This is a genomic window from Streptomyces sp. NPDC101776, assembly GCF_044766845.1.
Classification (GTDB): domain Bacteria; phylum Actinomycetota; class Actinomycetes; order Streptomycetales; family Streptomycetaceae; genus Streptomyces.
In genome coordinates, this window is record NZ_JBIWMV010000004.1 from 575,359 (window position 1) to 589,001 (window position 13,643).

The window sequence follows — 13,643 nt, forward strand, 5'->3', positions numbered from 1 at the left end:
AACGGTTCGGTGTTCTATCCTGGGGTCATGTCCCAGTCCCGCGACTCCGGCCAGACCGCAGCGCCCGCAGCAGCAGCCGGCGGCGACACCACGCGCGAGCGCGTTCTTACCGCTGCCATGGAGGAGTTCGCCCGCCACGGCATCGCCGGCGCCCGCGTGGACCGCATCGCCAAACTCGCCAGGACCAGCAAGGAACGCGTCTACGCCTACTTCCGCAGCAAGGACGCGCTCTATGCCGACGTCGCCGCACAGGAGCACGCCGTCATCGCCGAGGCCACCCAACTGGACCCGTCCGACCTCCCCGGCTACGCGGGCCGCCTGTTCGACTACTTCGTCGCCCGTCCGGACCACCACCGCCTGATCACCTGGGGCCGCCTCGAACTGCCGGGCACCACAGCCGTTGCCGACGATCACGCCCAAGCGTTGATCGCCCGCAAAATCGGCCTGCTCCGCCAGGCGCAGCAGGCCGGACAGCTCGACTCCGCCTGGGACCCGGCCGACGTCCTCGCCCTGGTCAACCAGATCGCCACCACCTGGGCGGCACAGCCCGAGCACAGCGAGGCCGCCAGCGCACACGCCGAGGACCCCACCACCGCCGCCCGCCGCGCCGCGGTGGTGACCGCCGTCGAACGCCTTTTCCCCCAAGCACGCTGACGTGCCACCACTCGTAAGCCGCCCGATCGTCCATGGTCGCGTCGCGCCGGTCGCACCGACCTCGCCCGAACCACAGGAAGTAGAAGTAGGTACGCAGGTCCCGGGCATGCGCGGCCTGCGCGTTCCACGGTGAAGATGCCGGCCGCACCGAGAAGCAGCGGTTCGACGCCACGTCGTACTTGCCCGCGGGGCTGATCAGAGACGGCTGTCCCTCGGGTACGCCCAGTTCGTCCGGACGCTGCTCCAGACCGGCGAACAGGGCCCTGAACTCCCGCATGAGCGGCGTCACTTCCCGCGGCCGCACCAGGTCCCGGCGAGTGGGGTGCACCCGCCAACCGGTGATCGACATGATGCTGGACGATGGTCCGTGGACAGCTCAACAGCGCATAACCGGAGATCGTCAACCGAAAAGAGGAGGGGGAAGGGTCGGGGCCTCGCCGGCCGTGAAGGCGGCCGGGGTGAGGCCGGTGCGGTCGCGGAAGAAGCGGCCGAAGTTCGCGGGGTCGGTGAAGCCGAGGTGGACGGCCACGGCCCGGGCATCCCACTGGGCAGCTCCCAGCAGGCGCCGGGCTTCCAGGAGGCGCCGCTCGTCGATGAGTTCACGTACCCCCTTGCCGGTGGCGTCCCGGGCGGCGCGGCTCAGGGTGCGGACCGAGCAGCCGAGCAACTCGGCGTAGTCCGCGGCTTGGTGCAGCTCGCGAAAGCGCAGCTCCAGGACGTCCAGGAAGCGTCTGTACCTGTCGGCGCGGCCGGTGCCGTTGGTGGCCGTGCCGGTGGGGGTGATGTCCGGGGAGTTGGCCAGGCGCAGCAGCAGTGATTCGAGGAGGCTGCGCCGCAGGGCGTGGTGGATGCCGAGGGGGCGGCGTCCCAGTGCGCGGTGTTCGTCCAGGAGCTGGACTGCTGTCTGCTGGAGCCAGGCGGTGTCGTCGGGGTGCGGGGTGAGCACGGCGGGGGCCTCGTGTGCCGTGAGCGGGGCCAGGAGGCGGGCGAGGTCGGGCCGCAGTACGTCCGGTTCGAACAGGATGAACAAGCCGCGGGCGGCACCGGGCGGATGCCAGCACTGCGCGTGTCCGGGACGCACCCACAGCCACTGGCCGGGAGCGACGGTCCGCGTGACGTGGTCGACGTCGTGCCGCAACTCACCCTCGGTGACCGCGATGAGGTAGTGGAAGGTGGCACGGCCCGGACGGGGCGGGTTCCACGGCCAGTCGTCGTGCTCGGCGAAGAAGTCCTCGACGGTGCTCACCTCAAGGCCGTACGGGGTACCGACCGGGGGCTGGAAACCGTACAGCGGAACCGCAGCTGGTGCGGCCTGCCCGCTCGGCCCGGAGTGTCGCTTGTCGACCATCACGTGTCCGCAGCCTAGCGCCCGTCCGGTCGGCTGCGGCGGAAGGATGGGACGTGCTACCGCGGCCGCGCGGCGCGCCCTGCGCCTCCTTCGATGCCACAGTCCCGCCCTACCTGAGAAGGCTCACCCCCCTATGAACGGATCGGCCCTGCACCAGACCGCCGCCGACTGCGCGGAGGAACTCCCCGGAGCCCGGCTGGAGCACCCCTTCGGCCCCGACTGGGAGGTCTACAAGGTGCGCGGCAAGGTGTTCATGCTGATGACCGACGTCCCGGGGCGTCCCGTCGTGATCCTCAAGGCGGACCCCGGCGAGGCCGACGCCCTGCGGGAGCAGTACAGCCACATCACGCCCGGGTACCACATGAACAAGAAGCACTGGATCACCCTGGAGAGCGGAGAAGGCGTCGACGAGGAGCTCGTCAGGGAACTCGTCACGGACTCCTACCGGCTGGTCGTCGCCCATCTGCCCAGGGCCGAGCGGCCCGTCGACCCGCGTACCTACGGCACCGGCACGCGGGCGGCCCGGTGAGCGCGGCCGGTGACCGGCTCCAGGACACCGCCCGCCGGGCGGCCCTGGCCCTGCCCGACGTCAGCCACGGATACCCCTTCACCCCGGGACTCGACGTGTACAAGGTCGCGGGCAAGGTGTTCCTGATCGTCACCGACGACCTGGACGAACAGATCATCACCGTCAAGTGCGAGCCCGAGCATGCGCGGGCACTGGAGCGCGGCTGCGCCTCGATCACCCCGGGCCGCTATCTCGACAAGCGCCACTGGATCTCACTGGGGCCGGGACCCGGCATCACCGAGAGGCTGATCACCGACGCGGTCGAGAATTCCTACGACCTGGTCGCCGAGCGGCTGCCGTGACACGACCGTCCCAGTGCCCGATGAGCGCCGCGAGATTCCTGCGGGGTCGCCCGGCCTCGGGAAGAGACCACCACCGTCCGGCGCCCCCGACGACAGCGGCATGGCTTTCGATCCGGTGTCGGCCATCTTCTCCGGCTCGGCGGAACCGCTCCAGGCCGCCGATGGTAAGTGGATCGACTCGCCTCACGGGTGGCGCGGCAATACCGGTCTTAGGGGCACGCTGTGGGCACGGCACTTGCCTAGGGGGAGGTGCCGCGCTGAGGTGGCCCACATTTTGTAGGGGTCGTCCGTGTCGAGGCCGACTGCGCGTGCTGGTGGGCCCCGCAGGTGGCGGCATCCATGGACACCGTGGACCAGTCAACGCGGCCCTGCGCGTCGGCGTCGGCCAGGACGGCCGCGAGGGCCTGCCTAGTGTGCCGTCCGCCGACCTGCGTCTGCGCCTCTCGTAAACGGTCTTCCGCTGCACGGAACGTGCAAGCGAGAACCCTCCACGGCACGCCGGTCCGATTCCGGTACGGAATCCCCTTGATGACCCTGCGGCGGCTGGCGCACCGACTTCCGCGCAGCCCGGCCTTCGGCAGGTGCACGGGCCCTTGGAGGAGCTCCGGGGTCACCCCTGGCCCGAGCTCACCCGCTGACGCGGCGGGGATCGGCCGACGCTTGAGCTTGCGTCGGGAAACCGATCGGTTTACGCTTCTTGAAACCGATCGGTTTCCCGTTTTCTGGAGGTAGCCATGACCGCTCTGAAGGGCGCGAACGTCTTCGTCACCGGCGGCAGCCGCGGCATCGGCAAGGCGCTGGTGGAGGAGTTGTACATGCGCGGTGCCGCCAAGGTCTACGCCACGGCCCGCGACCCGCACAGCGTGACGCACCCCGACGCCGTCCCGGTGGCGCTGGAGGTCACCGACCCGGCCTCGGTGGCGGCGGCCGCCGCGCAGGCGCAGGACGTGACCGTGCTGATCAACAACGCCGGTGCCTCGGTCGGCGCGTCCTTCCTCGACTCCCCGGTCGACGACGTACGCCGGGAGTTCGAGACCAACTTCTACGGCCCGCTCCTCGTCGCCCGGGCCTTCGTGCCGGTCATCGAGCGCAACGGTGGCGGCCATCTCCTCAACGTGCACTCCGTGCTCTCCTGGATCGCGCTCGGCGGCTCCTACAGCGCCTCCAAGGCCGCCCTGTGGTCGCAGACCAACTCCCTGCGCCTGGAGCTGCGACCACGCGGCATCGCCGTCACCGGACTGCACGTCGGCTACGTCGACACCGACCTGACGACAGGCGTCGACGCCCCCAAGTCCGACCCCCGCGACGTGGCCGTACTCGCCCTCGACGGAATCGAGGCCGGCGCCCACGAGGTCCTCGCCGACGACATCTCGCGGCAGGTGAAGGCGGGCCTGGCCGGCGACCTGGCGGGGCTGTACCCCCAGCTCGCCCAGTAGACCGGGCCCCCGACGATGCCCACCACCCATCGCGATTCATCGGAAAGGGTATTGGTAATGAGCGGGAATTCAGAGAAGAAGAAATTTTACGCCCTGAATATGTTTGACGTGGTCGACCTGGAGAAATACCTCGCGTATTTCAGCCGCTTGCCGGAAGCGGCTCCGCAGTACGGTGGTCGCATGGCGGCGTTCGGTCGCTTCCGGGACAACGTCGCCGGTGACCTCGCGCCCCGGCAGGTTCTGTTCCTCGTTGAATGGGAGTCCGAAGAGGCGTTCAACAGGTTCCGGGACGATCCGGAACTGGCCGACCTGCATCCGCTCCGGGAGGACGGGACGGCGTCCTACGTCTGGCAGACTTTCGATGGTTCCGATATGAGTGACCCCGCCGCCGTTTCGCTCGACGATGTACTGGCGGTGCTCAAGCCCTAGGCTGGCCTCAGTCTCGATCTTTTGTGGGTCCGCCGACGGAGTCGGTGGGCCCTTTCGCTTTCCTTTCGCTTTCCGGAGCTGTTCGGAAAGCGCGGGCGGAGCTGTGCGTCAGCCGGCCAGCTGGTTCATCCTGCGGATCTGCTGGTCGAAGACTGCGGCGGGAGCGAGGCGGCGCAGTACGCGTGCGCGTCCGGCCAAGGGGCCGGCGGTGTAGCGCGGCTTCGGCCTCGGGTCGGTCGCGGCCGCCACGATCGCCCTGGCGACGACGGCGGGGGCGTCGCCGCCCCTGACGGCCTCCGCCATCACCCGGTCGACGGTCTGCCGCTGCTTCGCGTACACGTGCAGGGGCATCTCGGGCTTCGCGCTGTTGGCCTCGAACCCGGTCCGGGTGTAGGCGGGTTCGACGATGAGCGCCCGGACACCGTGGTCGCGGACCTCGTGGTCCAGGGACTCCGTGTAGCCCTCGATCGCGTGCTTGGAGGCGGCGTAGGCGGCCATGTAGGGCTGGGGCAGGAATCCGAGCACGGACGAGATGTTGATGATGCGCCCGCTTCGCCGGGCGCGCATGTGCGGCAGGACCTCGTTCACCATGCGCATGACGCCGAAGACATTGGTGTCGAAGACGGCCCGGGCCTGTGCGACGGAGGTTTCCTCCGCCGCCCCCGTCGAGCCGACGCCGGCATTGTTGACCAGGACGTCGATCCGCCCGAACCGCTCGTTCGTCTCCTGGACGGCGGCGGCGACCGAGGCGTCGCTGACCACGTCGAGGTCGAGGAGCGTCACACCCCCGAGCGGGGTGACGCGTGAGGTGTCGCGGCCTGTGCCGACCACGTGGAAGCCCGCTGCGACGAGGGCGAGCGCGGTTTCCTTCCCGATGCCGGATGACGCGCCCGTCACGAGTGCCACCGGCTGTTCTGTCGTCATCCTGGACTCCCGCTCGCTCGCAGTAGAAACCGATCGTTTTCCGATACAATAAACCGATCGGTTTCCGGGTGCAAGGTCAAGCGGGTCCGGGCAAGTTCGAGCAAGGAGTGGGGTCATGGGTGGAGTCAGTGCGCGGGAGCGGCGCGAGAGCGTCATTCGTGCGGCGATCGCCGAGTTCGCGGTCGCCGGCTACCGCGGCACCACCACGGCTGCGATCGCCGAGCGGGTCGGCGTCTCGCAGCCGTATCTCTTCCGGCTCTTTCCGGACAAGAAGGCGATCTTCGTCGCCGCTCTGGTGCGGAGCGCGGAAGACACCCGCTTGGCTTTCGAGAGGGCGGCCGACGGGGTGGAGGGAGGCGAGCGGGCCCGGCAGGCGATGGCGGACGCCTATGCGGAGCTGATCTCGACGTACCCCGAAACGCTCCTGATGCAGATGCAGGGATACGTCACCGTGGCGGCCGCCGAGGCGCAGGGCGACGCCCTGATCGGTGAAGTCGTCCGGGCCGGCTGGACGAGTATCTGGGAAGCCGTGCACCTGCCGCTGGGTGCTGATGCCGAGAAGACCGCGGGCTTCTTCGCCTGCGGCATGCTCGGCAACACGCTCACGGCCATCGGGCTTCCCGCGGACGCCGGGAGGTGAGGGGGCGTTCCGGACGGGGACGCGTCAGCGCATGCCGTCAGCGCACGCCTGCCGCGTCGAGCAGGGTGGTCACGGTGGGTGTGACGAGCCCGGTCAGGTTGTCGGCCTGGATTCCCGCGCGGGCGCTCGCGCCGTCGAAGACCAGGCTGAGCTGCCGGGCCAGCAGATCGGGATCGGCCGCCCCGCCCCGCTCGGCCTCGGCGCGGAAGAAGGCCGTCAGATTCGCCTTGACCTGGTGAGCCACGCGGCTCGCCGGGTGGCTCTGGTCCTTGAGTTCGACCTGCACCGCCAGATACCGGCAGCCCTGGAAGTCGGGTGCCCCTGCCTGCGATTCCACCTGCTCGAAGACGTGCAGGATCCGCTCGCGGGGCGACCGGCCGTCGTCCGCCCCGGGCAGGAGGGTCACCACGTAGGCGGAGGCGCGCTCCTTCAGGCTCGCTGCCAGGAGCTCGTCCTTGCTCTCGAACAGCTGATACATGGAGCGCTTCGACACCCCCGCCGCCTTGCACAGCGCCTCGACTCCGATGCTGACGCCGTCTCGGTAGGTGAGTGTGGCCGCCGCCTCCAGCAGGCGCTCCCTGGGGCTCGATTTCACTTCGGTGCTCATACCGTGAGGTTAACCCGGAGCGGACAAAATGAAAACCGATCGGTTTCCGGCGGCTTCCGGCAGGGGCTCGGCGACGGCCGGGGGAAGGGCCGTCGCCGAGCCGTGAGGGTGTGCGCGCCTGTCGTCCCCGTCCGGGCGACGCACACCGGGGCCACTCCGAGTGATGGCCCGTCCTGGGTGACCCGCCGTCATGCCCGTGCGGCGGTCTTCTCCGGCTTCGGCTTCGTCTTCGCCGGGATGCCGTGCGGTTCCTTGCGGTCGTAGAAGAGGTGACTGCCGCTCATGGCGTACGTCGCTCTCGGTCGGTGGACGCGGAACGGCTCGCCGGGGGCTGCCAGCCGCCGGTGACCTCCTTGGCGGGCTTGTGGGGGAAGCGGCGCCGGGCGTACTCCTGCGCGTGGGAGCCCGGCAGGACGTAGAGCGTTTCCCTCTTGTCCTGGAGCGGGCGCAGCACGGTGTCCATGAACGTCTTGCGGTCGTCCAGGTACGGGCCCAGGACGTCCTCGCCGGCGGGGCAGACGGCCACGCAGTAGCCGGACTTGTAGCCGGGCGGAGAGGTCAGGCTCTGCCACATGGAGGCGCTCTCGGAGTCGGTGACCCGGGAGCGGTAGTCGGCGGCGTCCTCGCTGTCGGCCACGGTCTGCGCCCAGTCGGTGAACCCGCTCATGAACTCACGGTAGTTGTGCGTGGTGCAGGCCAGCGCGTCGAAGGCGCCGTCCTTGGCGATGGCGCCGACCGGGCAGGCGGCGACGCACAACTTGCAGTCGATGCACGGGTTGTAGTCCAGTGCCTGCCCGTACTCGCTCACCTCCGCGTCCACCAGCACGGTGACCAGCAGGACGAAGCTGCCGAACTTCGGGTGGATGACGTTGCGGTGCAGCCCCATCACACCGAGCCCGGCGGCCACCGCGACCGTCTTGTGCGCCACCACCCAGATCCGCTCGCGGGGGAAGCGGTCCATCTCCTGGGGGAAGCCGACGGACGGATTGAGCGCACGGTACCCGGCGTCCTGGAGCGCCCGGGTGACCGTGCGGGCGGCATGGTTGGCCTGCTCGTCGGTCTGATGGAACTCCTGGTTGGCCACGCTGCGGGCGGGGGAGCGGCAGTTGTCGCGGTTCATCCGGACCGCCATCGCGATCAGGGTGCGGGTGCCGGGCAGCGCCGACCGCGCGTACTCGCGCTCGCCGGCCAGGTCGGGGTGGTCCAGGCTGACCGCGGCAGCGTCGTCCGCCCCGGCCGCCAGGCACAGCTCGCGCAGCCAGGCCGCGTCGATCACCGCCGGCGGGCGCGCCGTGTCACCGGTTCCGCGCCGGGCGAGTACGGCCTGTACCGACGGATGTGCCGCCAGTTTCGCCGGAAGCGGGGGGTGGGTGGGTTGCCCCTCGGCGTCGCGCGCGGCAGTCATCCGGGCTCCTGGGGATGCGGGTACGAGGCTCGCCACCAAGGGCGAGATGCGGGTACGAGGCTCGCCACCAAGGGCGAGAAACCGATCAGTTTCACCACCGTAAACCGATCGGTTTTCGCGCGCAAGCCCAAGCGGCGAGCTTCCCCTTCGGGCCGTCGATCGGGTTCCTCGCGGGTGTTGGCGGTCGATCGTCAGGCGATGGGGGCTCGCTCCGCGCATCGGGCCGGGATGTGGGCCCTCGGTCGGCAATGGGCGTGGGCCCCATGGGCGTTGCCAAGCAGGCCGGGCGAAGTCCACCGCGGTTGGGCAGTTCCCTGAAGGGGCGCGGGGAACTGCGCGACCAGCCACAATGGCGCCGCAGACGAACGACGACACATCGCCGCACGTCCAGCGGAGCGCTTAGGCCCCCCGGCGGTGGCTGCGACTAGTCGTGGCGCATCGCTCGCCGCGGCCGCTCGTCAAGAGCGTCGCCCGGCCGCACCCGCTCGTTACGCGCCGCGTCAGCGCATGTCCGCCGCATCGAGCAGGGCGGCCACGGTGGGTGCGACGAGCCCGCCCTGTGTGTCGGCCTTGACTCCCGCACGGGCACTGGCTCCGTCGAAGACCAGGATCAGCTGACGGGCCAGCAGGTCCGGGTCGCTCGCCCCGCCCTGTTCGGCCTCGGTGCGGAAGAAGGCCGTCAGGTTCTCCTTGACCCGATGGGCCACCTGGCTCGCGGGGTGGTCGGGGTCCTTGAGCTCGATCTGTACGACGAGGTACCGGCAGCCCTGGAAGTCGGGTGCGCCCGCCTGCGCCTCCGCCCGTTCGAAGACGTGCAGGATCCGTTCGCGGGGTGGGCGGTCGTCGTCCGCCGCGGGAAGGAGTGACCCCACATAGGCGGAGGCGCGTTCCTCCAGGCTTGCCGCCAGTAGTTCGCCCTTGCTCTCGAACAGCTTGTACATGGAGCGCTTGGACACCCCCGCCGCCTTGCACAGCGCGTCGACGCCGATGTTGACACCGTCTCGGTAGGTGAGTGTGGCCGCTGCCTCCAGCAGTCGCTCGCGGGAGCTCGGCATTGCTTCGGTGGTCATATTCCGAGGTTAACCCCATTCCGACTCATTGGAAACCGATCGGTTTACGGGTGGGTGCTGTGAGGAGGCGGCAGAAGCCGGGCGGCGCCTTGACGGGGGTGCCGACGTCCGGACGTCGGCACCCCCGTCGCGGTCTGCGGAACCGGTGCGCTCCCCCTTCTCGGCCGCCCTCGGTGTGCCCGGCATTCCCTGCCGTGCGGATTCAGCCTCAGTGGGCGATCACAGGCTCGCCCTCCGACGGCGCCAGAGCCGAATTGGGCATCAGGAACACCGTGAGCACCGCACCGACCGCGAAGATCCCGGCGCCCCACGCCAGGGTGGCCGTGTAGCTCTCGACCCCGGCCCGGGCCACGGTCAGTGCGCCCGGCTTGTGCGAGGACAGGTAGTCGGTCGCGGCCGACGAGGCGACGGTGGTCAGCAGCGCCGTACTGATCGAACCGCCCACCTGCTGGCTGGTGTTGATCAGCGCCGAGGCGACGCCCGCGTCCTCGTGGTGCACGCCCGCGGTCGCACCCTGGAACGCGGTGGTCATCACCGCGCCGATACCGAGACCCAGCAGGATCATGCCCGGCATGATGTCGGCGACGTAGGCGCTGTCCAGCGTGAGCCGGGTCAGCAGGGCCATACCGGATGCGGAGACCAGGAAGCCGGCGCTGACCACGATCTTCGGGCCGACCCTGGGCAGCAGGAGTGAAGGCACCGTGGTCGACGAGGCGACGATGGCTGTGACCATCGGCAGGAAGGACAGACCGGCCTCGATCGGCGAGTAGCCGATGCTGGCCTCCAGGTAGTAGGTCAGGAACAGGAAGATCGAGAACATCCCCATGCCCAGGACGAACACGGCCAGGAACGAACCGCCTCGGGTCCGGTCCAGCACGAGTCGCAGGGGCAGCAGCGGACGCGCGACCCTGCGTTCCAGCCAGACGAACACCGCGAGCAGGACCACGCCGCTGACCATGGAGCCGAGGGCGACCGGGTCGGTCCAACTGGTGGATTCGACGTGCGCGAAGCCGTAGACGATGCCGAACAGCGAGGCGCTCACCACGACGGTGCCGGGAACGTCGATCTTGGGTCGCTCGGTGAGCACGGGCTTGGCCAGCAACAGCAGCGCGCCGGCCAGCGCGACGCCCGCGAATACGACGTTCACGTACATCACCCAGCGCCACGACGCCCATTCGGTGAGCATGCCGCCGAGCAGGAGTCCGACCGCGGCGCCCGCACCGGACAGCGCACTGAAGATGCCGAACGCCTTCGGCCTTTCGGCCGGGTCGGTGAAGGTCACGCTGAGCAGGGAGAGCGCGGCGGGCGCGAGCAGCGCGGCGAAGAGCCCCTGGGCCACGCGTGCCGCGACGAGCATCTCGAAGCTGGTGGCCGCGCCGCCGACGACGGACGCGGTCGCGAAACCGATCAGGCCGGTCACGAAGGTCGTACGCCGGCCGAACAGGTCACCGAGTCGGCCCCCGAGCAGCAGCAGGCTGCCGAACGCCAGGGCGTACCCCGTGATGACCCACTGCCGGCTGCCGTCACTGAAACCGAGGGCATGTTGCGCTTCGGGCAGTGCGATGTTCACGACGGTCGCGTCGAGCGTGACCATGAGCTGTGCCACGCCCAGCACGACGAGCACCCACCAGCGCACGGCATGTGAGCCGCGGCGGCCCGAGTCTGTTTTCCCGGAGGCGGGCGCCCCGTGGTCGAAGGTGGTACTCACTTTTCCCCTTAGTCGCTCAGTCGCTGGTCGTGGGCCGACCGTCGATCGGAAACCGATCTGTTTCCACCCAGGAAAACAGATCGGTTTCCTAGGTGCAAGTGAACGGGTCGCTTCCGGCTCGGAGTGGGCCTGAGGTGCGACCTGGAGAGCTCGTCGCCCCTTGGGTCCGCGGGCGCGGCGCAGCATGGTGAAGCCGGGTCCCCTGTTGGGCTTGCGCTCGGAAACCGATCGGTTTACCTTCATTGAAACCGGTCGGTTTCTCGTTCTCGGGAGAGAGTCACGGCCGTTGTGGTAACCCCCTCACACACAAGGAGTCGGCGAGATGTCCAGCCAAGAGTCACGTCCCACGATTCACATCCCGGGGACCAGCAGCCATACCCTCGCCCCCCGCCCGGGAGCCGACGTCCGCGAGGGAACGCTGCGCTACCTCAAGGCGGGCACCGGCGCCCCGCTGGTCCTTCTGCACACCGTGCGCACCCAGGCCGAGCACTTCCGCCACCTCATCCCGCTGGTCGCGGACCGGTACACCGTGTACGCCCTCGACCTGCCGGGGATGGGCTACTCCGAGATCGTGCCCGGGGCGTCGTACGACGAGCCCGCGATGCGTGCGGGAGTCGAGCGGCTGCTGACCGAACTCGACCTGAATGACGTGACGTTGGTCGGCGAGTCCATGGGTGCGGTGCTCGCCCTGACCACCGCGGCCGACCTCCCCGAACGCGTCAGACGCGTCGTCGCGGTCAACACCTACGACTTCCCGGGCGGGATCGCCCGCTCCAGCCTCCTCGCCCGTGTGGTGGTCAGCGGTGTCCTCGCCCCCGTGGTGGGCCCGGTGATCGCTGGGGTCGAGCCGAAGCCCGCGCTCAGCAAGATCCTCCAGGGTGGTCTGGGCGACAGGAGCGCGCTGCGGGCCGACTACCTGGACGAGCTGCTCCGGGTGGGCGGCCGCCCCGGCTACCCGACCGTCGCGCGAGGCGTGTACCAGGCCCTGCCCAGCCTCATCGCGGCCCGCTCGCACTACCCCGACGTCAAGGCCCCCGTCCACCTCGTCTACGGCGAGAAGGACTGGTCCCGGCCCTCGGACCGGGAGGCCAACAGGAAGCTGCTGCCGGCCGCCGACTTCACGCAGGTGCCGAAGGCCGGCCACTTCATCGCCCTGGAACGGCCCGACGTACTGGCCGACTTGCTGAACGCGGTGGCGTAGGCGCTCCGGGCGCGCACCGGCCGGTCCTCCGAAGGGCGGCGCTGATCTATCAGCACTCCGACGAGGAGCGGCAGCGCGACCTGGCCGCCGGGCTCGACGACATGGTCCGCGCCGAACGTGCGAAGAACCACAACGACAGCCGCGCGCACAGTAAGGAGAAGCCCACCGCCAGCTAGCAGCGCCCCTATGGTGCGGTTGTGGTGCGCACCCCACCCACAGGTCTAGACAACAAACAACCCCCGGGTCATCGACCTGGGGGTTCACGTTGGAGCGGGTGACGAGAATCGAACTCGCACTCTCAGCTTGGGAAGCGACGCCGCTCAGGTGTGCTCCCGTGCTCTGAACTGCGCAGGTTCGCTGTCCTACTGTCGGCGTGAGTGCCTGGTGGCACCGCTGCCGACCGTGGGTTTCCGCTCGGAAGGGCACTCCAAGGGCACTCCAAGGGCACTCCATGGGCGCGACGAGGGCACGGCGCCAATCGCCGTGTTGATGCAGTGCTCACCCCTTGACGGCGGAACTGGCGACGCCCTGGACGAACCAGCGCTGGAAGAAGGCGAAGACGATGAGGACGGGCAGCACGAGCAGGACGCCGAAGGCGAGGATCTGGCCCCAGTCCGGGGGCTGTTGGCCCTGGAAGACGCTCATTTCGAGGGGGAGCGGGCGGACGGAGGGGTCGGAGACCATCAGGACCGGCCACAGGAAGGAGCCCCACTGGGTGAGGAAGGTGAGGATCGCGACCGAGGCGAACGCCGGCTTGGACATCGGCACGATGATCGCGAAGAAGGTGCGCCAGGGGCCCGCGCCGTCCAGCCGGGCGGCTTCCTCGATGCTCGGCGGGATCGAGCGGAAGAACGTGTGGAACTGGTAGACCGAGAAGGCGTTGGCGATGAACGGGATCGCCTGGACGTAGATCGTGTTGCGCTGGTCGTTGAACATGTAGAAGAGCGGGACCGCCACCGACTCGAACGGCACCAGCATCAGCAGCAGGACCAGGGTGAACACCGCTTCCCGGCCCCGCCACTTCAGCCGTGACATGCCGTACGCCGCCATCGAGTTGACGAACAGGCCGCCGGTCACGACCACGAACGCGACGAGCAGTGAGATGCCCATGAAGCGCCAGAAGTAGCCGGTGCTGTCGGAGTTCAGGGCGTCGAGGACGTGTGCGTAGTTGTCGAAGGACAGGTGGGTGGGGAGGAAGCCGGACAGGCCGTTCAGCACTTCGTCGGAGGGTTTGAGACTGCCCAGCAACAAGTAGAGGACGGGCAGGACGAAGAGGAACGCCAGGACGCTGAGGACGGCATAGTCGGTGAAGCGGCGCAGGTGGTGGTAGGGCGCGCGGGTCGTGGCCATG

At 69.3% G+C, this 13,643-nt stretch carries 14 protein-coding genes; 7 read left to right on the forward strand and 7 right to left on the reverse strand.

The genetic code is table 11. From position 1 onward, the window contains the following. Positions 1-27 precede the first annotated feature (27 nt). On the forward strand, positions 28-654 hold the full coding sequence (locus ACIRRY_RS17935) for a TetR family transcriptional regulator (RefSeq protein ID WP_403973356.1): 627 nt from the start codon (positions 28-30) through the stop codon (positions 652-654). A 400-nt stretch (positions 655-1,054) separates the two neighbouring features. On the opposite strand, the gene ACIRRY_RS17940 is transcribed toward ACIRRY_RS17935, so the two are convergent. Next, positions 1,055-2,005 carry a helix-turn-helix domain-containing protein gene (locus tag ACIRRY_RS17940; RefSeq protein ID WP_403973358.1) on the reverse strand — a complete coding sequence of 317 codons (951 nt, stop codon included), beginning with the start codon at positions 2,003-2,005 and terminating at the stop codon, positions 1,055-1,057. 130 nt (positions 2,006-2,135) lie between these two features. Between ACIRRY_RS17940 and ACIRRY_RS17945 the strand changes: the two genes are divergently transcribed. The 4 genes from ACIRRY_RS17945 (at position 2,136) to ACIRRY_RS17960 (ending at position 4,737) form a co-directional block, all read left to right on the forward strand. Then, positions 2,136-2,531: an MmcQ/YjbR family DNA-binding protein gene (locus ACIRRY_RS17945; RefSeq protein WP_403973360.1), complete on the forward strand. Its 396-nt coding sequence runs from the start codon at positions 2,136-2,138 to the stop codon at positions 2,529-2,531. After that, positions 2,528-2,872 (forward strand): MmcQ/YjbR family DNA-binding protein, encoded by a 345-nt coding sequence (locus ACIRRY_RS17950; protein WP_403973362.1) that lies wholly within the window; start codon positions 2,528-2,530, stop codon positions 2,870-2,872. Before ACIRRY_RS17945 ends, ACIRRY_RS17950 begins: the two co-directional genes overlap by 4 nt. A 734-nt stretch (positions 2,873-3,606) precedes the next feature. After that, positions 3,607-4,308: an SDR family oxidoreductase gene (locus ACIRRY_RS17955; RefSeq protein ID WP_403973364.1), complete on the forward strand. Its 702-nt coding sequence runs from the start codon at positions 3,607-3,609 to the stop codon at positions 4,306-4,308. A 57-nt stretch (positions 4,309-4,365) separates the two neighbouring features. Then, positions 4,366-4,737 (forward strand): DUF1330 domain-containing protein, encoded by a 372-nt coding sequence (locus ACIRRY_RS17960; RefSeq protein WP_403973366.1) that lies wholly within the window; start codon positions 4,366-4,368, stop codon positions 4,735-4,737. Between the two features lie 108 nt (positions 4,738-4,845). Here ACIRRY_RS17960 and ACIRRY_RS17965 read toward each other — a convergent pair whose 3' ends face one another. Then, complete coding sequence (locus tag ACIRRY_RS17965; RefSeq protein WP_403973369.1) at positions 4,846-5,661, reverse strand: oxidoreductase; 816 nt, start codon at positions 5,659-5,661, stop codon at positions 4,846-4,848. A 115-nt stretch (positions 5,662-5,776) separates the two neighbouring features. Between ACIRRY_RS17965 and ACIRRY_RS17970 the strand changes: the two genes are divergently transcribed. Further along, a complete protein-coding gene (locus ACIRRY_RS17970; RefSeq protein ID WP_403973371.1) occupies positions 5,777-6,301 on the forward strand; it encodes a TetR/AcrR family transcriptional regulator in 525 nt (174 codons plus the stop codon). Positions 6,302-6,338: 37 nt separating this feature from the next. Here the strand turns inward: ACIRRY_RS17970 and ACIRRY_RS17975 are convergent, their stop codons facing one another. The 4 genes from ACIRRY_RS17975 to ACIRRY_RS17990 form a co-directional block, all read right to left on the reverse strand. Next, positions 6,339-6,908, reverse strand: coding sequence for a TetR/AcrR family transcriptional regulator (locus ACIRRY_RS17975; protein WP_403973373.1), 570 nt, complete (start codon positions 6,906-6,908; stop codon positions 6,339-6,341). 280 nt (positions 6,909-7,188) lie between these two features. Further along, positions 7,189-8,313: a 4Fe-4S binding protein gene (locus tag ACIRRY_RS17980; protein ID WP_403973375.1), complete on the reverse strand. Its 1,125-nt coding sequence runs from the start codon at positions 8,311-8,313 to the stop codon at positions 7,189-7,191. Between the two features lie 500 nt (positions 8,314-8,813). Continuing rightward, entirely contained in the window at positions 8,814-9,383 is a 570-nt protein-coding gene (locus tag ACIRRY_RS17985; RefSeq protein ID WP_403973378.1) for a TetR/AcrR family transcriptional regulator, read from the reverse strand. A gap of 208 nt (positions 9,384-9,591) precedes the next feature. Beyond that, positions 9,592-11,091, reverse strand: a complete 1,500-nt coding sequence (locus ACIRRY_RS17990; protein WP_403973381.1) for an MFS transporter — start codon at positions 11,089-11,091, stop codon at positions 9,592-9,594. Between the two features lie 322 nt (positions 11,092-11,413). On the opposite strand from ACIRRY_RS17990, the gene ACIRRY_RS17995 reads away from it, so the two are divergent. After that, positions 11,414-12,292, forward strand: coding sequence for an alpha/beta fold hydrolase (locus ACIRRY_RS17995; protein ID WP_403973383.1), 879 nt, complete (start codon positions 11,414-11,416; stop codon positions 12,290-12,292). Positions 12,293-12,790: 498 nt separating this feature from the next. On the opposite strand, the gene ACIRRY_RS18000 is transcribed toward ACIRRY_RS17995, so the two are convergent. Further along, on the reverse strand, positions 12,791-13,642 hold the full coding sequence (locus ACIRRY_RS18000; protein WP_403973385.1) for a carbohydrate ABC transporter permease: 852 nt from the start codon (positions 13,640-13,642) through the stop codon (positions 12,791-12,793). Position 13,643: the final 1 nt, after the last annotated feature.

Coding starts and splice junctions, on each gene's coding strand:
- ACIRRY_RS17935 (WP_403973356.1), top strand. CDS start 28: ATGTCCCAGTCCCGCGACTCCGGCCAGACCGCAGCGCCCGCAGCAGCA.
- ACIRRY_RS17945 (WP_403973360.1), top strand. CDS start 2,136: ATGAACGGATCGGCCCTGCACCAGACCGCCGCCGACTGCGCGGAGGAA.
- ACIRRY_RS17955 (WP_403973364.1), top strand. CDS start 3,607: ATGACCGCTCTGAAGGGCGCGAACGTCTTCGTCACCGGCGGCAGCCGC.
- ACIRRY_RS17960 (WP_403973366.1), top strand. CDS start 4,366: ATGAGCGGGAATTCAGAGAAGAAGAAATTTTACGCCCTGAATATGTTT.
- ACIRRY_RS17965 (WP_403973369.1), bottom strand. CDS start 5,661: ATGACGACAGAACAGCCGGTGGCACTCGTGACGGGCGCGTCATCCGGC.
- ACIRRY_RS17970 (WP_403973371.1), top strand. CDS start 5,777: ATGGGTGGAGTCAGTGCGCGGGAGCGGCGCGAGAGCGTCATTCGTGCG.
- ACIRRY_RS17975 (WP_403973373.1), bottom strand. CDS start 6,908: ATGAGCACCGAAGTGAAATCGAGCCCCAGGGAGCGCCTGCTGGAGGCG.
- ACIRRY_RS17980 (WP_403973375.1), bottom strand. CDS start 8,313: ATGACTGCCGCGCGCGACGCCGAGGGGCAACCCACCCACCCCCCGCTT.
- ACIRRY_RS17985 (WP_403973378.1), bottom strand. CDS start 9,383: ATGACCACCGAAGCAATGCCGAGCTCCCGCGAGCGACTGCTGGAGGCA.
- ACIRRY_RS17995 (WP_403973383.1), top strand. CDS start 11,414: ATGTCCAGCCAAGAGTCACGTCCCACGATTCACATCCCGGGGACCAGC.
- ACIRRY_RS18000 (WP_403973385.1), bottom strand. CDS start 13,642: ATGGCCACGACCCGCGCGCCCTACCACCACCTGCGCCGCTTCACCGAC.